Source organism: Roseiterribacter gracilis (assembly GCA_018332375.1).
GTDB classification, from domain to species: domain Bacteria; phylum Pseudomonadota; class Alphaproteobacteria; order BOG-932; family Roseiterribacteraceae; genus Roseiterribacter; species Roseiterribacter gracilis.
Genome location: BOPV01000001.1, coordinates 4,193,427 through 4,215,771 on the forward strand (window position 1 = coordinate 4,193,427; position 22,345 = coordinate 4,215,771).

Annotated in this window: 20 protein-coding genes; 17 read left to right on the top strand and 3 right to left on the bottom strand. The window is 64.6% G+C overall.

What is annotated here, in order from left to right; translation table 11 throughout:
- Positions 1 to 39: 39 nt before the first annotated feature.
- The 14 genes from TMPK1_RS20740 (at position 40) to TMPK1_RS20805 (ending at position 18,393) form a co-directional block, all read left to right on the top strand.
- Complete coding sequence (locus tag TMPK1_RS20740) at positions 40 to 636, top strand: VOC family protein (RefSeq protein ID WP_420245537.1); 597 nt, start codon at positions 40 to 42, stop codon at positions 634 to 636.
- Between the two features lie 53 nt (positions 637 to 689).
- Complete coding sequence (locus TMPK1_RS20745; protein ID WP_420245538.1) at positions 690 to 1,217, top strand: sigma-70 family RNA polymerase sigma factor; 528 nt, start codon at positions 690 to 692, stop codon at positions 1,215 to 1,217.
- Positions 1,214 to 1,870 (top strand): NrsF family protein, encoded by a 657-nt coding sequence (locus TMPK1_RS20750; RefSeq protein WP_420245539.1) that lies wholly within the window; start codon positions 1,214 to 1,216, stop codon positions 1,868 to 1,870. Before TMPK1_RS20745 ends, TMPK1_RS20750 begins: the two co-directional genes overlap by 4 nt.
- A 102-nt stretch (positions 1,871 to 1,972) precedes the next feature.
- Positions 1,973 to 2,827, top strand: a complete 855-nt coding sequence (locus TMPK1_RS20755; protein WP_420245541.1) for a glycoside hydrolase family 191 protein — start codon at positions 1,973 to 1,975, stop codon at positions 2,825 to 2,827.
- Entirely contained in the window at positions 2,824 to 5,058 is a 2,235-nt protein-coding gene (locus TMPK1_RS20760; RefSeq protein WP_420245543.1) for a polysaccharide deacetylase family protein, read from the top strand. The genes TMPK1_RS20755 and TMPK1_RS20760 overlap by 4 nt, the downstream gene beginning before the upstream one ends.
- Entirely contained in the window at positions 5,055 to 7,991 is a 2,937-nt protein-coding gene (locus TMPK1_RS20765) for a tetratricopeptide repeat protein (protein ID WP_420245544.1), read from the top strand. The genes TMPK1_RS20760 and TMPK1_RS20765 overlap by 4 nt, the downstream gene beginning before the upstream one ends.
- Positions 7,988 to 9,724: a tetratricopeptide repeat protein gene (locus TMPK1_RS20770; RefSeq protein WP_420245545.1), complete on the top strand. Its 1,737-nt coding sequence runs from the start codon at positions 7,988 to 7,990 to the stop codon at positions 9,722 to 9,724. Before TMPK1_RS20765 ends, TMPK1_RS20770 begins: the two co-directional genes overlap by 4 nt.
- Positions 9,725 to 11,116, top strand: coding sequence for a GAF domain-containing protein (locus TMPK1_RS20775; RefSeq protein WP_420245547.1), 1,392 nt, complete (start codon positions 9,725 to 9,727; stop codon positions 11,114 to 11,116).
- 115 nt (positions 11,117 to 11,231) lie between these two features.
- Entirely contained in the window at positions 11,232 to 12,935 is a 1,704-nt protein-coding gene (locus tag TMPK1_RS20780; protein WP_420245548.1) for a methyl-accepting chemotaxis protein, read from the top strand.
- Between the two features lie 16 nt (positions 12,936 to 12,951).
- A complete protein-coding gene (locus tag TMPK1_RS20785; RefSeq protein ID WP_420245549.1) occupies positions 12,952 to 14,106 on the top strand; it encodes a tetratricopeptide repeat protein in 1,155 nt (384 codons plus the stop codon).
- Positions 14,103 to 15,617 (top strand): GT4 family glycosyltransferase PelF, encoded by a 1,515-nt coding sequence (pelF, locus tag TMPK1_RS20790; protein WP_420245551.1) that lies wholly within the window; start codon positions 14,103 to 14,105, stop codon positions 15,615 to 15,617. Before TMPK1_RS20785 ends, pelF begins: the two co-directional genes overlap by 4 nt.
- Before the next feature lie 72 nt (positions 15,618 to 15,689).
- Positions 15,690 to 17,069 carry an exopolysaccharide Pel transporter PelG gene (gene pelG, locus TMPK1_RS20795; protein WP_420245552.1) on the top strand — a complete coding sequence of 460 codons (1,380 nt, stop codon included), beginning with the start codon at positions 15,690 to 15,692 and terminating at the stop codon, positions 17,067 to 17,069.
- Entirely contained in the window at positions 17,066 to 17,467 is a 402-nt protein-coding gene (locus TMPK1_RS20800) for a response regulator (protein ID WP_420245553.1), read from the top strand. Before pelG ends, TMPK1_RS20800 begins: the two co-directional genes overlap by 4 nt.
- Positions 17,464 to 18,393 (top strand): NAD-dependent epimerase/dehydratase family protein, encoded by a 930-nt coding sequence (locus TMPK1_RS20805; protein WP_420245555.1) that lies wholly within the window; start codon positions 17,464 to 17,466, stop codon positions 18,391 to 18,393. Before TMPK1_RS20800 ends, TMPK1_RS20805 begins: the two co-directional genes overlap by 4 nt.
- Here TMPK1_RS20805 and TMPK1_RS20810 read toward each other — a convergent pair.
- A complete protein-coding gene (locus TMPK1_RS20810; RefSeq protein WP_420245557.1) occupies positions 18,390 to 19,121 on the bottom strand; it encodes a hypothetical protein in 732 nt (243 codons plus the stop codon). The two genes, TMPK1_RS20805 and TMPK1_RS20810, sit on opposite strands and share 4 nt — an antisense overlap.
- Positions 19,122 to 19,263: 142 nt before the next feature.
- Between TMPK1_RS20810 and TMPK1_RS20815 the strand changes: the two genes are divergently transcribed.
- The 3 genes from TMPK1_RS20815 (at position 19,264) to TMPK1_RS20825 (ending at position 21,462) form a co-directional block, all read left to right on the top strand.
- Complete coding sequence (locus TMPK1_RS20815) at positions 19,264 to 20,016, top strand: RNA methyltransferase (RefSeq protein WP_420245559.1); 753 nt, start codon at positions 19,264 to 19,266, stop codon at positions 20,014 to 20,016.
- A gap of 164 nt (positions 20,017 to 20,180) precedes the next feature.
- Positions 20,181 to 20,795, top strand: a complete 615-nt coding sequence (rpsD, locus tag TMPK1_RS20820) for a 30S ribosomal protein S4 (RefSeq protein WP_420245561.1) — start codon at positions 20,181 to 20,183, stop codon at positions 20,793 to 20,795.
- 70 nt (positions 20,796 to 20,865) lie between these two features.
- The gene (locus tag TMPK1_RS20825; protein ID WP_420245562.1) at positions 20,866 to 21,462 is read left to right on the top strand and encodes an alpha-ketoglutarate-dependent dioxygenase AlkB; all 597 of its coding nucleotides are present in this window, start codon (positions 20,866 to 20,868) and stop codon (positions 21,460 to 21,462) included.
- A 19-nt stretch (positions 21,463 to 21,481) separates the two neighbouring features.
- Here TMPK1_RS20825 and TMPK1_RS20830 read toward each other — a convergent pair whose 3' ends face one another.
- Both TMPK1_RS20830 and grxD read right to left on the bottom strand, forming a co-directional pair.
- The gene (locus TMPK1_RS20830; RefSeq protein ID WP_420245695.1) at positions 21,482 to 21,997 is read right to left on the bottom strand and encodes a mismatch-specific DNA-glycosylase; all 516 of its coding nucleotides are present in this window, start codon (positions 21,995 to 21,997) and stop codon (positions 21,482 to 21,484) included.
- Position 21,998: 1 nt separating this feature from the next.
- Positions 21,999 to 22,340, bottom strand: a complete 342-nt coding sequence (gene grxD / locus TMPK1_RS20835; protein WP_420245563.1) for a Grx4 family monothiol glutaredoxin — start codon at positions 22,338 to 22,340, stop codon at positions 21,999 to 22,001.
- Between the last annotated feature and the right edge of the window lie 5 nt (positions 22,341 to 22,345).

Genomic DNA, 22,345 nt, shown 5'->3' on the forward strand with positions numbered 1-22,345 from the left:
TTTGACCGGCCGGTAGACGGGTTCTATCGTCCCCGGCCAATGCGGATTCTCGTTCCTGTTTTCTTGCTGGCGCTTGCCGGCTGCACCGGCGCGGCCGAGTTCGGCTCGTCCGGTGCTTCGTCGCGTCCGGCCCAGGCCGATGCCGGCCCAGCCGGCACCATCGTCCTGCGGCGCGTGATGCAGATCTCGCGCGATCTCGACGCGTCCATCGCCTTCTATCGCGACGCGTTGGGGCTGACCGTGCTCGAGCGGCGCGATCTCAGCAGCCCCGAGCTGGCGCGCGGCCTGGGGGCCGACCCGGCCGCCAAGATCACCTCGGTCGTGCTGGGAACCGCCCATGCCCGGATCGACGGTGGCGAGCTGCACGGCGCGGTTCTGACCCTGGTCAAAATCGACGATCCCAAACTTGGCCGGATGACCCACCCCCGCGGGGGCAAGGGCGCGATGGGCGAAAGCGTGCTGAGCTTCCGCGTCACCGACCTGGCCGCGGTCGAATCCAAGCTGCGTGCCGCCAAGGCGACCATCACTGCGGTTCGCCGCGAGGGCGGCCAGCAGCAGCTGACCGTCATGGATCCCGACGGCACGCGCATTCTGCTCTATGCCGTGGCGCAAGGGGCCGAGGACAAGGCGTCGTGACGGAGACGCGCGCTGCCGAACAGGGCGGCGCTGACGATTCCTGGTCGGTGTGGATGGCGGCGGCGCAGGACGGCGACAACCGCTCCTATGAACGGCTGCTGCGCGAGATCACGCCCTATATCCGGGCGCTGGTGCGCCAACAGCACCGGTCGCCCGACCGCGCCGACGACGTGGTGCAAGAGGTGCTGTTGTCGATCCACCGGGTCCGCCACACCTACGATCCGGGGCGTCCGTTCAAGCAATGGCTGACCGCGATCGCACGCCGCAGGTCGATCGACGCTGTACGGCGGCGAATTCGCGAGAACGCGGTCGAGATCGACGCACCCCTGGCCTACGAAACCTATGCCGACCCCGATGCGAACAAGGATGCACGGGCCAGCGAGGCTGCCGAGGAAATCGCCTCGGCGCTGGACGCTCTCTCCCCTGGTCAGCGCCAAGCGCTGGAGCTGCTGAAGTTGAAAGAAATGTCGTTGAAAGAAGCCGCCGCCATCACGGGCCAAAGCGAAGGGTCGCTCAAGGTCGGCGTGCATCGCGCGATCAAGTCGCTGCGGGCGCGGTTGGCGCGTGAGGGCGAGCGATGAGCATCCCCGACAACAATGTCGACCAGACCATCGACCGTCTGGTTGCCGAGATGCGTCCGGTGCGCCGCGTCTGGTCGCCGGCCAAGCGCAGCTTGGTCTGGATCGGTCTCGCTTTGACCGTGATGATCGGTCTGATCTGGCGCATGGGCGCGATGCGCGGCCTGGCCAAGGAATTCACGCGCGCCACCAACACGATCGAGCTGCTGGCCGCCACAGCAACCGGCGTGCTGGCGCTGGTGGCTGCGTTCTATCTGACGATGCCCGATCGTTCGCCGCGTTGGGCGTGGCTGCCGGTGCCGACCTTGGTTCTGTGGATTGGTGCGACGTGTTTTGCGTGCGTGCAGACCGCGGTGGATCGCGGCGTCGCGGCGCTGTTCCAGAAGGTCGGCTGGCCCTGCTTTGTCTTCATTGCGGTCGTCAGCATTCCGCTCGGCATCGCGTTGCTGCTGGTGATGCGACGCGGCGCGCCGACCGAGCCGGTGCGCACAGCGATGCTGGGTGGGCTTGGTGTTTCGGCGCTCGCAGCTGCAGCACTGCACGCGTTCCATCCGTTCGACGGCGGGCTTGGCGACACCGGCATGCATGTCGTCGCCATCTTGGCGATCGTTGCTGCCTTCGGTGCGTTGGGCCGTCCGGCTTTGGACAGGATGTGAATGACGGCCGGTTCGGCCGCCCGAACCGTTCAAATGAGCCGCAAATAGCGCTAGTTATCAAATCCTATGCTCGCGCCGCCTTCGAACAGGCGTCGCGTTTGTGTGGATTTGGTGGTCCGGTTGTTCGTGCTGATGCTGGCGCTGCCTGCATCGACGCTTGCCGCTACGAACCGTCTTGATCCTGCGACCGCGCGCTTTGCCGTCTATTACGGAGCTGCCGACGTAGCCGGCTTGTTCGATCGCGAACTCGTCGTGCTCGACGCCGCCGCGCATCCGCAACTGCCACCCAAACGCAGCACGCATCGTGTGCTGGGATATTTGTCGCTCGGCGAGATCGACAAATCGCGACCGTATTTCCAGGCGATGAACAAAGCCGGCGCGTTGCGCGGAAAAGTCCCCGCCTGGCCCGACGCGCGCTATGTCGATATTCGCGCGCCGCAATGGCAGGCGCGCGTGCTGGACGAACTGGCGCCAGCGATTCTGGCGCAGGGCTTTGATGGGTTCTTTCTCGACACGCTCGATGATCCGCCGTTTCTCGAAGCGCGCGCACCGAAAGCGAAGCCAAATGCGAACAGGGGCATGAGCGACGCGGCGGTGGCGCTGGTGGCGCAACTGCGCGCGCGTTTTCCTGACGCGGTGATCATGGTCAATCGCGGCTATGAAATCCTGCCGCGCCTGGCGCCGTCGATCGACTTCGTGCTGGCGGAATCGCTGCACGCCGATTGGGACGCAAAGACGAAAGCGTATCGCCGCGTTCCGCCGGCTGAGATCGACGTGCAACGCACAGCGCTCGCTGCCGCGCGCGCCGCCAACAAAGATCTGCAGATCGCATCGCTCGACTATTGGGACCCATCCGACGTCGCCGGCGTTTCCGCTCTCTATCGGGAAGCACGTAGCGAGGGATTGATTCCATACGTTGCCACCTTGGCGCTCGATCGCGTCGTGCCGGAACCGTGATCCGCCAGCTTCTTCTTGTCGCCTGTCTGTTCGTGCCGCACGCGCTTGCGGCGGCGGAGCTGCCGCGCGTCGTGATCGCGCTCTACGATTCGCGCGTCGACAAACGCTGGCGCGACAGTCTTCCGCATCAGTTGGCCGAGATGCCGCTCAACCATCTGGGTCTGGTGGTCGAACCGCACGACGTGTCCAAAGGCCTCCCCGACATCAGCGCGCGCAGCGACGTGCGCGGCGTGCTGGATTGGAGCCGCCAGGATCGCAGCGACGATCCGACTGCGTTGTTGGCCTGGGCCGAACGCGTGCTCGATAGCGGGCGCAAATTCGTCGTCGTCGGGTATGCCGGTTGGGAAAACGATGCGGCCGGCCACGCCACGGCACCGTTGCGCGCCAACCGCGTTTGGTCGCGCATCGGGTTGCGCGACGAAGAACGGTTCGAAGACCGCACCTGGCGGTGGCGGGTTACCAGCGCCGATCCGATGTTGTGGTTCGAACGCAACGTACCACCGGTGCTGCCGTCCTTTCCGCGCACCAGCGTGACCGGGCAGGGCGTGTCGCGCCTGCGCCTGACCGCGAATGGCGGCAGCACGGCCGACCTGGTCGTGACCTCGCCGTCGGGCGGCTACGCCACCGGTTCGTACGCCTATGCCTATGACATCGACCTGCAGCGCAAAGCCTGGCTGATCGATCCGTTCGCGTTCTTCCGCGAAAGCTTCGCGACCGACGATCTGCCGAAACCCGACATTACGACCTTGGTCGGGCGGCGCATGTATTTCAGCCAAGTCGATGGCGACGGCTGGCGCAATGTCAGCCTCATCGACGAGTCGCCTGCGCAGGACAACAGCACGCAAAAGCGTCGTTCGATCGATCTGCTGCGCGATCGTGCGATCGCGCCCTATCCCGATTTACCGGTCAGCATCGCGCCAATCGCGGGCGATCTCGACGAAGCGTGGTGCGGCGACGAAGCAGCGCGTGACTCGTTGCGCCGCATCGCGGTGCTGCGCCAAGTCGAAATCGCGCATCACACCTGGAGTCATCCCCTTGATTGGGGCTTCTTCGACGCGGCGGATCCGGTCGCGAAAGAAGCGCCGCTGCGACGCTACTACGCCGATTGCAAAAAGCCGGGCCTGCCGAACGCAGTCGGCCGCCTCGTCGATCGCGCCAAAGCGCGCATCTATGGCGACGCAACCGAGCTCAGCGCCGAAGTATCGGGCGAGGGCGCAGTTGCGCCGGGCGCCTATGCGACGCCGCGGTCGTACGCGGTCGAAGATTTCTCAATCGACAAAGAACTGACCGGCGCCAAGCAGTTGATCGAGAAAATCAGCGGCCGCAAAATTGATCTGGTGCAATGGTCGGGCAACACGCTTGCCTATGCCGACGCGGTGCGTCGTGCGGGCGCTGCCGGACTTGCCAACATCAATGGCGGCGACACGCGCTTCGATCCGGAATTCGATTCCGTCGGTTGGGTGTCACCGGTCGGACGCTGGGTCGCGCCGGGCCTGTACCAGATCTACGCGGCGGGTTCGAACGAGAACACCTTCACCGATCTGTTCACCGATCGCTTCTTCGGTTTTCGCTACACAACGCGCACCTTCGATCGCACCGAAACGCCGCGCCGGTTGAAACCGGTCGACGTCTATTATCACGTCTACAGCGCCGATCGCGCCGCCAGCCTTGCGGCACTCGTCTCGGTGCTCGAATGGGCCAAGGCGCAGCCGCTGGTGCCGGTCGCGACCAGCAACTTCGCGCGCATCGCGCAGGGCTTCTACACCGCAAAACTCACCGCGCTCGAGAATGGGCGCTGGCGCATCGACAATCGTGGCGCGCTGCAGACGATCCGGTTCGACCGACCAGGCGCCGTCGATCTCGCGCGCTCGGCGGGCGTGCTGGGATGGCGCGTGCAAGGCGACGCGCTGTATGTCGCGCTCGACCCTGCCGTTGCAGCGCCAGTCGTGGCGCTGACGCAAACAGCGAGCGGCAACGACACCAGCCTAGTCGAAAGCCGGTGGCCGATCGAAGCTTTGGTACGTGCACCCGGCAGCGCAACTTTCCGGGCTGCGGGCTACGGCGCCGGGTCGATGCGTTGGTCGGTACCGTCGGCGCCGCGCTGGCGCGTGCGCGTCAACGGACAAGAATTGAGCGTCGTCACGCGTGCGGCCGACAACACGATCGCGTTCGAACTTTCCGCCAGCGCCGACCCGGTTGCAGTCGAATTGGTTGCGGAGCAGGTCCGATGACCCGCGCCAGCCCGCATCTCGTCGTCTTGCTGTTGATCTCGTTCGCGCTGGGCCTGTCGCTGCTGCTGGTGCCGCGCGCGGGTGAAATGGGGCTGATCGAATTCCGCGCCGCACGGATCGAGCGCGCACAGCGAACCTTCCAGGCGCGGTGGGACTCGGGTGAGCGCTCCTCAGAGGTGGTGTCGACCTTGTGCAAGATCGCGGTCGAACGCGGCGACGTCGATCGCGCGATCGAGATCATGCAGATCTATGTGCGCGATCACGGGCGCGACGTCGAAGCGCTGCGCTTGCTGGCCAAGTGGCAACGCCAAGCCCAGCGTCTCGACGACTGGCTGGTCACGATGCGCGATATCTCGCGGCTGGCGCCGAACCCCGAACTCGACCGCCAACTGCTCGACGAATTTCAGTCGCGCGACATGGTCGTGGAGGCGCGCGAGACCTTGCTGCGGATCGTGCAGCGCGCCGACGCGACGCCAAATGACTTCGAAGATCTGGCGCGGATCGAAGCAGCGCAGGGCAATCTCCCCGCCGCCGCCCAGACCTTGGGCCGGCTGCGCCAACGCGATCCGGCTGCCTCGCGCCCGTTTCTGACCGTGCTGGAAGTCGATATGCGCATCGACGCCGGCGACGTCGACGGCGCGATTGCGCTGGCGCGCGCGGCGATGCCGCGGATCAGCGCCTATGGCGACGCGCTGGCGCTGGTCGAGCCGTTCGACCGGATCGGGCGCAAAGCGATCGCGGACGAGATGTTGGACGCGCGCGCCGCCAAGCCCGATGCACCGGCCGGCATCCTTGCGCTGTGGGCCGAGCGCGCGATCGAAGCCAAGCGTACGCAGGTCGTGATCGACCGGCTTGGCGTGCAGGCAAGCGGCGAGTTGGCGCCGCCGCTGTTGCGCGCGCTGCTGCGCGCTGGCCGGTTCGACGAAGCCTTGTCGATCGCAGGAAAGACCGAGCTGTCGGACGATCTGGTCGAAGATCTGGTGCGCGCCGCGCTCGATCGTAACGCGCTGCCGCTCGTGCAGGCGTTGCTGACCAAACGCGGGGAGGGCTTCCAGGTCGACCGGCCGTTGCTGGCGGGCGAAGTTGCGTTCGCCGAAGGACGGCTCGACGCGGCGCGCACCTGGCTCGCCCGTGCCGCCGAAGCCGGACCGTCGCCCGACATCGACAATGAATTCGCGCTGATCGATCTGGCGCTGCGGCTTGGCGATCGCGCCTTGGCGATGCCGCGCCTGGCTGCGATCGCCGAACGCGCCGCACTGCCCGACGGGTTGGTGATCGAACTTGCAACTCTGTTCGACGAAGCCAAACGCATGCCGGTGGCGCTGGCGCTGTTCGAACGCGTGCGAAGGACGCGCAACGATGCCGATGCGGCGCGTGCCTGGTCGATCATCGCGACCTGGGCCGGTGAGGGCGATGCGGTGCGCGCCTGGCTCGATGCGCAACCGGTCCAGCAGCTTCATGTCGAAGCGCTGGCCGCGATTGCGGGCCGTGCGCTGGACTCGAACCAGAAAGCATTGGCGCTGACCGCCAGCGAGAAGCTGTTGCTGCTTCGTCCCGACGATGCGTCGCGCAGTACGCGCGCGGCCGCGCTGCTTGTGTCGGGACGCGCCGCCGAAGCATTGCCGCTGCTCGATGCGCTACCCGCGTCGCGCGAACGCGATCAGTTGCTGCGCGATGCGTTGCTTAGCGTTGCGCCGCGCGATGCAGCGGCTGCAACGCGACTGGCCGGTCTGCTGCAGGCCGATTTGCAGGACCCGGCGCGCCGGGACACGGCAATTGCGGGGCTGATCGATCTCAAACGCTGGGATCTGGTGCTGACGCAGCTCGACCAGCTTGCGCTGCGCACCGATCTGCCGCCCGAGGTGCAGCATCGCGTCGCCTACGCGCTGCTGGAAGCAGGCGAGGGGATGCGTGCAGCACCGTTGCTGCGCCGGCTTGCAACCATCGAAGGCGGCAGCTGGTACGACGCCTTTGCCGATGCGATGACCAAAGCCGGCCGCGTGGGCGAGCTCGACAAGTTTGAAGCCGAACGCGTCGCGGCCAATGACACGCGCGATGCCGACCGGCGCGGCTTGGTCGCGCGCCTGCTCGAACGCGGCAACAAGCGCAGTGCGGAAACGGGCTTGCGCCGCGTCGCGTCGAGCACCACCGATCCCAACGATGTGGAGCAATTGTTCTTCGTCTGGGGACCGCGCCCGACGACGGAGCAGCTTGCCTTCGCCGAACAGGCGGCGCGGCGCGCCAGCGGCGACGTGCAGGCGGCGTGGCTGGAGCGGCTAAACGATGCGGGTGCGGCGCGGCGCAGCGTCGCCGCGGTGACGGCACCGCCGCGCGACCGCGCGCTGGATGCCTATGTACAGGCGCTGGCGCAGATCCGCGACCGTGCAACCTTGCGCACCGAACTCGCGCGCGCGATCGGCGATGCGCGCGATCCCGCACGGCTGCATCGCCTGCTGGACGTGGCACGGCAGGCGAACGAGTTGAATCTGGCGCGTCGCGCGGCCGATCGTTGGGTTGCATTGGCGCCCACCGATCCGCGCGGCCAGCGCGAGCTAGGCATGATCGCGTTCGAGCAAGAGGACTGGACCAATTCGCGTGCCGCGCTGGAACGTTGGCATGCCACGGGCGGCGACTTTGAGAGCGAAGAATTCTATGCCGAGATCCTGCAGCGCCAACGCGACACCGACGGCGCACGGCCGTGGTACCGCAAGTCGCTGGCGCGGATCGAAGCGATGACGAAGCCCGACTATCGCGCCCGTGTCGTGCAGGCGCATCTGCTGCACCGGCTGCAACGCGACGACGAAGCCGATCGGCTGTATCGCGATCTGCTGGCGCAGCGACCCGACGACAAGGATCTGCGCGCCGACTATCTGCAGATGCTGCTCGAGCTGGGCCAGCTCGATCGCGCCCGTGCCGTGGCGGGGCCGCGATGAAGCGCGGTTTGCTGCTCGCATTGTTGCTGGCGCCGGTTGCGGCACAGGCGGGCGATTATCCGTTCGCCTACCGCCCGCAGACGGACCGCTATCGCATGGTCGTATCGACGCCGCGCAGCGACCAGGCGCAGGTGCGCGTCGACGGGCGCGATGTGGTGGTGCAGCTCGATCGTCCGCTGAAAGAGTTCGACACCGAGTCCGCCGTCGCCAAATCCAACGGTTGGATTGAATCGGCGCAGGCCGGGTACGACAGCGTGCTGTTCCGCAGCGCGCGGCCGATCGAAACCACGGTCGAACGCAAGCCGGGTGAGATCGTCATCACCTTTGTCGAAGCCGCCGCGCCGCCGATGGAAACCGGTGCTTCCGATCGCAGCGAGCTACGTTTGAAAACGCTCGAAGCGCAATTGACGACGCGCGAAGGTGCGTACGATCAGGCGCGCGAGAAGTACGAGGCACTGCGCAACGATCTGCCGGGCGATGCAGAGCCGACCGCAGGCCTAGCCGAAGTCGCCGAACATCAGGGACACTGGCGCGAAGCACGCGACCTCTACGCCGAAGCGTCGCGACAGGCGCCGTTGAACGAAGAAGTCCGCGACGCGCACGACCGGATCGAGTCCGAACACCGGTCCTTCGTGCGGTTCGAAGCCGAATGGCGCAAGACCGACGGCGGCAGCCCCGACGCGGCCGGTACGGCCAACGATCAGCGCTATTTCGGAACTCACTCGACCGCCGAGGTGCAACTGACCGATCAATGGCGCGTCGGTCTGAATTTCGACGCGGCACGCGTGAAGGCGGCGCAAGTCGGCGTGCTGAGTCCGGATACGCGCACCGTGGCGCTGAACGGTTGGGCGCGGCGTGCCGATGCGTTCCTGCGCTACGACGATCTGGCCGGCGGGGTTGGACGGATCGAGCTGTACGCCGATGGCGGCGCCAAGTCGGGACAGGTGCCGTCGCTGACCTCGGATCCGTTCGACAGTTTCCACGGCGCTGCGCGGGGTGGCGGATTGGAATGGTCGGAGAAACTGTCGTTCGGCCGTCTGGTCGGGCGCGTCGAGTGGCACCGTCCCAACTGGGATTTCACCGAAGGTCTGGCGCAAGGCGGCACGCGCGACCGCGTATTGCTGTCGCTCGAAGAGGCGCGCATCCGCGACGTCACCGGACGGGCGGCGATTGGCTTTGCGAATTACGGGCTCAAAGGGTCGAGCGATCCGGTGTCGAAACCGAACCTGGCGCGTTCGGTTGTTGCCAATCTCGATCTGCGCACGCCGTTCGATTGGTTCGGACCGTCCTGGTCCGTCGGCTATGCGTATGACGCCGAATATGTGTTGAAGCGCAAATTGGCGACGTTCAATCGCCCCGGCACGACGCAGGTCGCGGTCGACTCGGTCGATCCCGACACGGGCGAAGTCACGACGAATTTCATCGACGTGCCGACCACCACGCCCGAACAATTCGCGCCGATCCCGTTGGTCAATCGCGAAGTGCATGTATTGACCTTGGTCTATGCGCATGAATTTCTCGACGGTGCGCGGTTCGACCGTTCGCTGTTGCTGGAAGTTGCGGCTGGTCCTGGCTTCGACCGCTACGGGCGCGGCGGGTGGCTCGCCAACAGCTCGATCTCCTATGCGCGCGGGCCGTGGCGTGTTGCGGTGCGCGGCGGATGGGTGGCAAAGATCGGACGGAACGGCGATTCCGTCGGAACGCTGGGCCTGTCGCTGATGAGGCAGTTTTAGATGACGACGCTGCTCGGCCCGACCGACACGCCGGTTGAAACGACGATGCCGCATGTCGGCGGTGCGACGGTGCTTGGGTTGCGCCGTGCTGCGTTGATCGAGCTTGCGTTGTTCTTTGCCGTCGCTTTGGCGATCGATGTCTTTCTGCTGGGCGGAACGCGCTTTGCGGGCGTCGCACCGCATCCGTTCTGGCTCGCGGTTCTTTTGCTGACGGCGCAATACGGCACCAACGAAGGTCTGGTCGCAGCGGCTGCGTCGACCTTGGCGCTGCGCGTCGGCAATGTGCCGGCGCAAACGATCGGGCAGGATTTCTACGGCTGGCTGCTCGATCTCAGCTTGCAGCCGATTTTGTGGTTCGCCGCTGCGGTCATTCTGGGCGAGCTGGTCGATCGCCGCCGGCGCATGGCGATACGGCTGGACGGCGAACTCGCCGCCGCGCGCCAGCGCGAACGCGTCATCGCCGATGCGTTCGACCAGATGAGCCGCCTGAAAGAGAATCTCGAAGCGCGCGTTGCGGGTCAGTTGAAGACTGTGCTGACGACGTACAATGCGGCGCGGTCGATCGAGAAATTCGATACGGGCGAAGTTCTGGTCGGCGTGTCCGACCTGGTGAAATCGATTTTGAATCCCGAAAAATTCTCGCTGTTCCTGCTCAACAAGCAGCATCTCGAAGCAGCGGCGAATGTCGGCTGGGCCGCCGACGATCACTATGCGCGCGAATTCGACGCCAACTCGATCCTGTTCCGCTCGGTCGTTGCGGGGCGGAAATTGCTGTCGGCGATCGATCCGATCGACGAGCGTCTCTTGTCGGGCGAAGGCGTGTTGGCCGGACCGCTGCTCGCGGTCGATACCGGCGAGATCGTCGGCATGTTGAAAGTCGAACGGTTGGGGTTTCTCGATCTCAACCCGACCAGCGTCCAGAATTTCCAGCTGCTGTGCGATTGGATCGGCACCGCCTTTGCGAATGCGCGGCGGTTCGAAGACAGCCAGGAACAGGGCGGCGCCTTTTCGATCGCGCGCAACATGTTGTCGGCGACGTTGTTCGAACGGCAGCGCGGTTTGATGCTGGCCTTGGCGCGCCGTGTCGGATTTGACCTGACCGCGCTGTACTTGCGGATCGAAGGCGATGGCGTGCTCGACGCTGATTCGGTGGCCGCATTTACGCGCTCGGTCGCGACCGCTGCGCAGTCACTGCTGCGCGCCACCGACCTCGTGTTCGAGCGGCGCGAAGATGGCTGGCACTACGCGCTGCTGCTGCCGAAAATGCGCGGCGAGACCGCGGCGCCGGTGGTCGAACGCCTGACCAAGGCAGTCGAGGACTTGCTGGAGGCGGCCCATTTGCCCGGCCGCGTCCGACATCTCGTGGAAGAATTGCACCGTGCCGACGGCTGAGTTTTCGGGCGGATTCCTGGCCGGACCGCAGTCTGGGTCGCAGGGTTCTCTGTCCTATTTACCAATTGGTCACAAGACCTTGTTGACCTCCCCGCAACTTCGGGAGGTCCGTTCCATGTCTCTGTACACCCGCCTGCGAAATCTGCGCGTCCAAACCAAGCTGACATTGCTCAGCGTGCTGGTCGCCGTTTCGCTCGCCGTCGTCGGCTTCATCGCGCTGCAAATGAACCGCGCGCAGATGGTCGAGGATCGAATCTTCGCGCTGCATGCGATCGTCGATACGACGAAGACGCTGGCCGCGAGCTACGAGGCTGAGATCAAAGCCGGCAAGATTTCGAAAGAAGACGCGATCAAGGCGTGGGGCAAGACGCTGTCGTCGATGAAGTACGGACCCGAGAACGATTACGTTCTGGCCTATTACATGGATGGGCTCAGCATCGCGCACGGCAACCCGGCCTTCATCGGCACCAACCGTCTCGATGTCGCAACCAACGGCCAGTACATCACGCGCATGTTGCGCGACGCGGTCGCTAATTCGCCGACCGGCGAAGCGATGGTTCCGTACGACTATCCGCGCACCCCGGGCGCGCCGCTGCAGCCGAAGCTGACCTATGTCGCAGCGTTCAAGCCGTGGAACGTGTTCATTGGCACCGGCGTGTATATCGACGACATCGACGTGCTGTACCGGACCTTCGCGCTGCGCCTCGGCGCGATCGTATTGTTGACGGCGATCGTCGGCGCGGTGGCCGCGCAGCTGGTCGGCCGTTCGATCACCAAGCCGCTCGCCGGTCTGGAAAACGCGATGACCGACCTGGCGCAGGGCAATCTGCGCGTGGAAGTCGTCGGCCTCGGTCGCGCCGATGAAATCGGTGCGATGGCGAGCGCAGTCGACGTGTTCAAGCAGCAGGCGCAGGAAAACGACCGGCTGCGCCAGGACCAAAAGGCAAGCGAAGAACGTGCGGCCGAAGAGCGTCGTCAGGCGCGCCGCGAACTCGGCAGCGGCTTCGAAGCCCGCGTCGGTTCGATCGTGCAGGGCGTGTCGTCGGCGGCAACGCAGATGGAAGCGACTGCCGGCTCGATGTCGTCAGTTGCGGACAATGCCAACAGCCAAGCCGGTGCTGCTGCATCGGCAATCGACCAGACCACGAACAACGTGCAGATGGTTGCAGCCGCAACCGAACAGCTTGCTGCGTCGGCGCAGGAAATCGGCCGTCAGGTCGAAACCTGCTCCAGCATCGCGTCAAAGGCGGTCTTGACGGTGCAGAACACCGACGAGACCGTGCGTGGCTTGGCAGAGTCGGCGCAGAAGATCGGCGAAGTCGTGCGTCTGATTCAGGACATTGCCGGACAGACCAATCTGCTTGCGCTCAACGCCACGATCGAAGCGGCGCGTGCCGGCGATGCGGGCAAAGGCTTTGCCGTCGTCGCGAACGAAGTGAAGGCGCTGGCGGGTCAGACCGCGCGTGCGACCGAAGAAATCTCGGGCCAGATTGCCGCGATTCAGCATGCGACCACCGGCACGGTCGATGCGATCCGCGACATCGGTCAGGTGATCGGTGAAATCGACCAGGTCACCACCGCGATTGCGGCGGCGGTCGAAGAGCAGGGTGCTGCAACGCGCAACATCGCAGGCAACGTCAGCAGCGCGGCTGCGGGCGCGCAGGATGCTGCGTCGACTCTTGGCGCCTTGTCGCAAAGCTCGTCCGAAGTCGGCGGTGCGGCGACACAGGTGTTGAGCGCCGCGCGGATGCTGGCCAAGGAATCGGAACGGCTGCGATCCGAAGTCGGCGGTTTCATCGCCTCGGTGCAGGCAGGGTAAGGAGACCCGACGATGCATGCCGATCGCTGACGAAGACCGCGTACGCGATCGGCTGCGTTTACGACTGACGGCGGAAACCGCCGTCTTGTCGATTGCGGTTGCTGTCGCCGATGCGACTTTGCTCGGCGCGGCAATCGACGGAAGGCTGGCGCCGTGGATGGCCGCGGCCGGTCATATCGGTGTCGGCTTTGCTTTGTTGTTGTGGGCGCGATCGAGTTCGCGCCGCCGCCATGGCCGTCGCGTCGCCTGGCTGCTGGGCCTCACCACCATCACGATGGGACCGCTGGGCGCGATCGGCACGCTGATCACGATGGCGATGATCGCCTGGTACCAGCGCAGCGCGACGCCGTTCGACGAATGGTACGCGTCGCTGTTTCCCGACGAGATCAAGGATCCGGTCGAGGCGACCTATCGCTCGATCATCGAAGGGTTCGACGGATCGCTGGAACGATCCAGCGTCGCCAGCTTCACCGACATGATGGCCAACGGCACGGTCGACCAGAAACGATCGGTGATCGCGCTGGTCGCCGATAATTTCCGCACCGCGTTTGCGCCAGCCCTGCGTGCAGCGCTGAACGACGTCGAACCGGCGGTGCGCGTGCAGGCGGCGACCGCGGTGGCGCAGCTGGAGAACCAGTTTCTCGAACGGTTGATGAAACTCGAAGAACATGTTGCCGATGTCGGCGACAGTTACGACCTGGCCTGGGCGCGCGCGAGCTTGATGGATGACTGGGCGGCTGCGGGCCTGCTCGACAAACAGCGCAGCGCCGACACGCGCGAACGCGCGCTGGTCTTGTTTGCTGCCTGCCATCGCATGGCGCCGACCGACGTGCGTCCGCTGCATGCGATGGGCCGCCTGCTGGTGCGGTTGGGCCGGTTGCAAGAGGCGCTGGTCGAGTTCGAGAAAATCGAACAGCTCGGTGCGCCGGGCACGACCATCGTCTGGCAGCTCGAATGTCTCTACCGGTTGGGACGGTTCTCGGAATTGCGCGCGCTGTGCGTGCGCCACCGCGCCAAATTGCTGTCGATGCGTGATGTGCCGGTCGAACTGGCCGACGCGATCGAGGCTTGGGCCGAAAGCGCCGCGCAATTGCCCGGCCGTCCGATGACCGAGCGCGGCGATCCCGGTTTCGCCGCCGTCGTCACCGCTTCGTTTGGGAACCAGACGTGACGCTGCCCAAAGCAGATATCTGCCTGATCCTGGAAGGCACCTATCCGTATGTGGCGGGTGGCGTGTCGGTGTGGGTGCACGACCTGATCAAAGCGCAATCGAACCTGACGTTCTCGATCGTGGCGTTGTTGCCCGACCGGGCCGAACGCGCACGCAAATTCGACGTACCGTCCAACGTCGTCGGCATTCAGGAAATCTATCTGCAGGAAAAATCGCGCCGCGGCCGCGGCGGACGCCGCTTCACGCGCATGGTCGAGCGGATGGAGCCGCCGCTGTCGCGTCTGCTGCAGCAAGGTTCGCTCGACGATTTGGCGCAGGTGATCGAGGCGTTGAAGACCGACCCCGAAACCGCACGCACCGATCTCCTCAATGCCGAAGACTCTTGGAAGATGATCGTCGGCATGTATGAGCGCGGCCTGCCGGGCACCTCGTTTCTCGATTACTTCTGGAGCTGGCGTTCGTTGGCCGGCGGCTTGTTCGCAACCTTGCTCGCCGAGTTGCCGCCGGCACGCGTCTATCACGCCGTGTCGACCGGCTATGCCGGCGTGCTATTGGCGCGGGCTGCGTTGGAGACGGGTCGTCCAGCCTTGCTGACCGAACACGGCATCTACACCAACGAGCGCCGCGTCGAGATCGCGATGGCGGATTGGTTGACGACACGCGCGACCGCATCGCTCGACATCGACAAATCGAGGCGCGACCTGCGCGACTTCTGGATCGACGCCTTCGTCGGCTATAGCCGCGCCTGTTACGAGGCCTGCGCCGAAATCGTCACGCTTTATGGCGGCAACCAGGAACTGCAGAAACGCGACGGCGCGCCGCCCGATCGGCTGCGCATCATTCCCAACGGGATCGACTATGCGGGCTACGCAACTATCGTGCGCTCGACCGAAGCGCGCCGTCCGACGGTGGTATTGATCGGGCGCGTCGTGCCGATCAAAGACGTGAAGACGTTCATTCGTGCGATCGGCGCGCTGCGTGAAGCAGTGCCCGATCTGCAAGCCGAGATCTGGGGGCCGGACGACGAGGATGCGGTCTACGCCGAAGAATGCCGGACCATGGCGGCGCATCTCGGCCTGCTCGAAGGCACGCTCAAATTCATGGGCAAGGTCAATATTCGCGAACAGCTCGGCCGCGTCGATGTGATCGCGCTGACCTCGATCAGCGAAGCGCAGCCATTGGTCATCCTCGAAGCGGGCGCGGCTGGCGTTCCGTCGGTGGCGACGGATGTCGGGTCCTGCCGCGAAATCATTTACGGCCGTCCTGACGAGGAGCCGTGGCTGGGCAAGGGCGGCGAAATCACGCCGCTCTCCAACCCGATGGCGACGGCGCGTGCGCTGGCCGAGTTGCTGTTGGATCCGCGCCAGCGCGCGGCTGCTGCAGCGTCGATGAAGGCGCGGGTCGAGAAGAGTTACAACAAGCGCGAAATCGATCGCGTCTATGCCGATCTCTACGCCAAACATCTGGCGGCGCCCGACGCGAAACCGTCGACCAAACAGGCAGCCGCATGAAAAGCACGCGCATGCGCACCGCAGATCCCCTCTCCCTCGGGGAGAGGGGTAGTTGGACGTTGGAGTCATAAGTTGGCCGGCATTGGGTTCACGCTGCGCCGTCTGACCGAGCGCGACGATCTGTCGGGACTGGCGGGTGCCTATGCGCACGCGGCGCTGATTTCGTCGGGGCCGTGGCTGTTCACGATTTTCGCGCTGACCGGCGTCAACGTGCTGCTGGGAAATTTCGTACCGCAAGATGCGGTCGAAATCTTCCGCATCGTCGTCGTCTATAATTTCGGCTTCTCACTCGTGGTCGCGGGACCGATCACGATGGTCGCGACGCGCTATCTCGCCGATCTGATTTACGGCAAGGATGTCAGCGAAGCACCCGGCATGATGTTGGGCGCGCTGACCTTGCAGTTCGCGATCCAAGGCGCGTTTGGCGTTCCCTATTATCTGTTCGTCGTCGACATGGATCTGGCGACGCGGCTGTTGTCGATTGCGAATTTCTTCGCGGTTGGCGGCATCTGGGTGGTCGCGATCTTTCTGTCCGCGCTCAAATCCTATCGCACCATCGCGGCGACCTTCGGGATCGGCATGCTGCTCGCCTTCGTTCTGGCGGTCGCCTTTGCAAACACGGTTGGCGCGGCGGGGATTCTGGGCGGCTTTACGGTCGGACTTCTGGTGATCTTTTTCGCGCTGATCGCACGCGTGCTGGCCGAATATCCGTACCGCGTGAAAACGCCGTTCGGCTTCCTCAAATATTTCGCCCGCTATTGGGAGCTGGCGTTGGCTGGCGGCTTCTACAACGCCGCAATCTGGATCGATAAATGGATCATGTGGTTCGCGCCCGAACGGCGCACCATTGCCGGTGCGATGATTTCGTACCCGACTTACGATTCGGCCATGTTCCTTGCGTATCTGTCGATCCTGCCCGGGCTGGCGATCTTTTTGATCTCGATCGAGACGCGGTTCTTCGAACGTTATCTACGATTCTATCGCGACATTCAGGGCCATGGTTCGTGGTCGACGATCGAACGCAACCATCGCTCGATTATCGACGTTCTGGTCGAGTCCCTGCGCAATGTGACGGTGCTGCAAACCGTGGTCTGTCTGCTGATGGTGTTGCTGGCAGCCTCGATTCTGGACGTTACGCGGTCTGACTTCGCGCAGATCGGTATTTTCCGGTTCGGCTGTCTGGGGGCTCTGTTTCATGCGCTGACCCTGTTCTGCGGTATCGTGCTCAGCTATTTCGATCTGCGCAAACATCTGATGGTCGTGTACGGCGTCTTTCTGGTCACGACCGGGCTGTTCGCCTGGATCAGCCGTGAAGCAGGGTTCGCATGGTATGGGTACGGATATTTTCTAGCGGCGCTGGTTACGTTCCTGGTTGCCTATGTGCTGGCAGCGCGCGCTGTCGGCCGGCTGCCGTACCTGACCTTCGTCGCGAATAATCAGGGCCTCCGATGAATACCAATGTGACGGGCGAACAACGCCCGACGGTGCTGATCGTCGAAGACAGCGATCTGCAGAACCGGATGTACCAGGCCATTTTCCGGCAGTTGGACATTCGCAGCGTACGGGCGGGGACGAAACGCGAAGCGCTGGCGTTGGCACGCCAAACCATGCCCGCACTCATCATCATGGACATCAACTTGCCTGACGGAACCGGAATCGAAGCGACGCGCGAAATCCGCGCGATCGAAGGATTGGACAAAGTTCCGATCATTGCGGTCACGACGCGTCTGTCGACCAACCAGGAATCGACGCTGCGGGAAGCCGGCTTCACCGAATTCCGATCCAAGCCGATCGACGTGGCCGATTTCGGTGACCTCGTGAAGCGTCAGCTTGCTGGAGTCGCGACGTGAGCCGTCTGTTTCTCGTCACTGGTGGAGCCGGTTTCATCGGTTCGCACCTGACCGAAGCGTTGCTGGCGCGCGGCGACAAGGTGCGCATTCTGGACGATCTGTCGACCGGCAAGCGCGACAACATTCCCGGCAACGCGGAATTGATTGTCGGCGACGTTGCCGATGATCGGGCAGTGGCGCGCGCGATGGCGGGCGCCGACGGATGTTTTCATCTGGCTGCGATCGCATCCGTCGAACGTGGCAACCGGGATTGGCTGGGCACCAACCGCGCCAATCTGGTCGGCACGATTGCCGTGCTCGACGCTGCGCGCCGCGCAAAACCGAACGCCGCGGCAAAAGTCGTCTATGCGTCGTCGGCTGCGACCTATGGCGACAATGATGCGCTCCCGTTGAGCGAGACGGCGGAAACGCGCCCGCTCTCGGCCTATGGCGCCGACAAGCTGGCGTCCGAACTTCATGCACGTGTCGCCACCGTCGTGCATGGCGTGCCGACGGCGGGTTGCCGCTTCTTCAATGTCTATGGGCCGCGCCAGGACCCGAAGTCGCCCTATTCGGGCGTGATTTCGATCTTCTTCGATCGCACGTTGCTCAACGGCAAAGTCACCGTGCTCGGCGACGGTTTGCAGACGCGCGACTTCGTCTATGTCGGCGACGTGGTGCGCGCGCTGATCGCGGCGATGGACCGCGATGGCGGCAAACATCCGGTGTTCAATGTTTGCACCGGTCGCGCGACCAGCGTGCTCGACCTTGCGCATGGCATCGCCAAAGCGTGTGGTGTTCCGGCAGTGATCGAACACGGGCCGGCGCGTGCGGGCGATGTGCGTGCCTCGCTGGGCGATCCCAGCCGCGCGCGCGATGCGCTGGGCTTTGAAGCGGTGACGACGCTCGACGAAGGCCTGGCGAAAACGCGCGCGTCGTTCGCTTAGCGTTCGACGCTTGGCGCTTCCGGCGTCAGCGACACGCGCAGATTCGACCACAGGCGCGATTCTTCGACCGGCATTTCGCCTTCGGTCCAACGCAAGGTGCTGTTCACCGCATGCGCGCCGAGCGGCCCGTCAGCGTTGCGATCGCGCGGCAGCAGCACGTTCTGTCCCAGCGACGGCATTGAGCCTGGGCTGGCATACGGGCCGGCGATCCGGTCGTCGACGCGCACATAGTTCATCGCCTGGGTGAATCGGTCGGCGGTCGCTTGCGGCCAGCGCGCCGAAATCAGCCCACCATCGCCCAGGGTCGCGAAGGCGACGATTTCGGGCCAGGCGTCTTGCGGCAGGCCGGATTCGATTGCCGATGCGCGTTGCGCATAGGCGCAGGTGCCGCCGAATCCGTGGCCGGTCGCATCGACGCGAATGCCCGATGGTTCGCCGTAGCGATCGTTGACCCGGCGCCAGAAGCGGCCAGCCGCTTCGAGATTGGGGATCGCGTCGGCGTCGATCTCTTGGCGTGCGTCGCGCTGCTGACCGCTATTCACGACCATGATTTCGTTGAACCGGTCGCTGCCGGCCTGCGCGCTGGCGCGGGGGTCGTGCCGTCCGACAGCGGCGCCGGAATAGTCGGTGTAGTCCGCGGCGCGTTCGATCAACGTCCAGCCACTCGGCAGGCGATGCGTGGCGCCATCGATCCAAGCAGCCAGCGCAGCGTTCGTGCGTACGTCCATCCAGCTCCGCCCAGAAAAGAATCCTGCAACTCCACGTCGATGCCGATCCTACGGCACGAACGCAGAATCGCAACATGACTTAAGCGACGATTTTGTGAAGGTGCTTCGACGCGGCGGGGCAGAGCCTGCTATCGCTCCCTGCATGACGATGGTTGGACATACGCCGGTGGTGGTCCTGGTGACCCCGCAGCTGGGCGAGAATATCGGCGCCTGCGCGCGCGCCATGCTGAATTGCGGCCTGACCGAGCTGCGTCTGGTGGCGCCGCGCGACGGCTGGCCCAACGAACGCGCGACCGCCGCGGCATCGGGCGCGGGCGCGGTGCTGGAGGCGGCCCAGCTCTACCCGACCACCGCGGCGGCGCTCGCCGACCTGCATTACGTGCTGGCGACCACCGCCCGCCCGCGCGACATGGTCAAAGAGATCGTCACCCCGGAAGAGGGGGCCCAGCGCCTCCATGCGCGGGCCGCCCAGGGGCAGCGCAGCGGCATTCTGTTCGGGGCCGAGCGGATGGGGCTGATCAACGACGACATCCCGCGCGCCGACGCGATCCTCAACATCCCGGTCAATCCCGCCTTTTCCTCGTTAAACCTGGCCCAGGCGGTGCTGCTGGTCGGCTATGCCTGGCGGCGGGCCGGAATCGAGGTCGAGCCGTCGGTGATGGATACGAGCGGCGTGGCCCCGGCGACCAAGAACGAGGTCGAGAATCTATTCCGGCACCTGGACGAGGCCCTGGCCGCGGGCGGCTTCTATACCAGCGAGCAGCAGCGGCCCTCGATGACCCGGAACCTCTACAACCTGCTGCAGCGGACCCAGATGACCGAGCAGGAGGTCCGGACCTTCCATGGGGTCATCGTTGCGCTAAGCGGTCGCAGCCGGACCTCCAGGGGCAGCTAAAGGCCCGGATTTCTTGACTCCGAGGCCGCCATCCCTATGGTGCGCGCCTTCTTCCCGAGAACGTGGATATGGGCCCTAGGGCCGATGTCCCGCCGCCGGTCGCAAGACCGGGGGCCTATCGGGACACCCAAGCGATCGAATGATCGCGCAAAAATGAGAGACCGATGAGCAAGCGTCAAAACTCCAAGCACAAGATCGACCGCCGTCTTGGCGTCAATCTGTGGGGTCGTGCCAAGAGCCCGATTAACAAGCGTGAATACGGCCCGGGCCAGCACGGCCAGCGCCGCAAGAAGCCGACCGACTACGGCATTCAGCTGATGGCGAAGCAGAAGCTGAAGGGCTACTACGGCAACATCGGCGAACGTCAGTTCCGCCGTTACTACGCCGAAGCCGTGCGTCGTCGCGGTGACACGGGCGATCTGCTGCTCGAACTGCTCGAGCGCCGCCTGGACACGGTCATCTACCGTATGAAATTCGTCGCGACGGTGTTTGCCGCGCGTCAGTTCGTCAGCCACGGCCACATCAAGGTCAACGGCAAGCGCGTCACCATTCCGTCCTACTCGGTGAAGGATGGCGACGTGATCGAAGTGAAGGACAAGTCGAAGCAGCTTGAGGTCGTGGTGGTTGCCACGCAGCTCAACGAGCGCGACGTGCCGGACTATGTCGAAGTCGATCACAAGGCGATGAAGGGCTCGTTCGTTCGTGGCCCGAAGCCGACCGACATTCCGTACCCGGTGCAGATGGAACCGAACCTGGTCGTCGAATATTATTCGCGCTGATCAGTCGGACCATTCCGATCAAGAAGGGCCGCGGTGCAAACCGCGGCCCTTTTTCGTTTAGGCTCACGTCATGGCCGATCTCTTCGCCAGCAACATCGAAACCATCCGCGACGGCGTCGTGCTGCTGCGCGGTTTTGCCGATGCGCGTGTTCTGCTGCCGTTGATCGACGACATCGCATCGGTGTCGCCGTTTCGCAGCATGACCGTGCCGGGCGGCAAGTCGATGTCGGTGGCGACGACGAGCTGCGGCGCGCGCGGCTGGTACACCGATGCGCGTGGCTATCGTTACGAGACGATCGATCCGGTGACGGGAAGACCATGGCCCGCGATGCCGGATGCGTTTCGTACGCTCGCCATCGATGCTGCTGCGCGTGCGGGCTTTGTCGGGTTCGATCCCGATTCCTGCCTGATCAATCGCTACGCGCCGGGCGCCAAGATGGGCGCGCATGTCGACAAGGACGAATTGGATTTCAACCAGCCAATCGTGTCGGTGTCGCTGGGACTGCCGGCGCGATTCAAGATCGCAGACGCGGTTATTCCGCTCAGTGACGGTGACGTCGTCGTCTTTGGCGGTCCCGCACGTAAAGCGAAGCACGGCGTGTCGCCGGTTGCGGCGGGGGCTTTGCCGTATCGCTTCAACTTGACGTTTCGGCGCGCCGGCCCATGATCGTTTCGCCGTAGGCGAACTACGATCCAGCGGAAGCGGAGCTTCCGCGCACACGAACAGACAATGCGCGCCAAGGTTCGAGCGTCCACGCATTCATCGCCGCCGGTGAAGGCGAGGGGACGATCCAAAGCTCGGTGTCGCCGATGCGTAGTTCCTGCGGCCCGTAGACGGCTTTCTTCCCGCACACAGCGCGACCACCGTTCAGCGACGTGAAGGCCAGCACGCGCGGACGGAAGGTTTCGAGCTTGCGGCGCAGCCCATCGACGTCGAATGCATCGCGCGGCAATTCGTGATCCATGCCCGACGCGTGTTTGCACAGATCGGTGAGGCCGATGTTGAGATCGAGCAGTTGGGGAAATTCGTGCGGCGCGAACAGGCGCGGTGTCAGGCCGACAGCGAATAGGGTCGGCCAGAATTTGTTCTGCTTGTGGGCGTAATATGCTTGCGCCCGGGCAGAGACATGCCCGGGCGCAGTACCACAGAAAACCAGATCGAGATCCGGACGCAGCAGGTCCGGAAGAACGTCGTGTTGCAGGTTAAGCGCGCGCCTGAACTGCGACGCCCTTGTCGCTCAACAAGGTGGTGAGCTCACCGGTCTGCGCCATTTCGCGAACGATGTCGCAGCCGCCGACGAATTCGCCTTTGACGTAGAGCTGCGGAATGGTCGGCCACTGGGCGTAATCTTTGATGCCCTGACGCAGGCCGGGATCCTGCAGCACGTCGACGCCTTTGTACGGCACGCCGAGATAGTTCAGCACCTGCACCACCGCGGCCGAGAAGCCGCATTGCGGGAAGACGGGCGTGCCCTTCATGAACAGCACGACGTCGTTGGTGGTCACTTCGTTCTTGATGCGGTCCAGGACCGTCTGGTCGGTCATCTCAA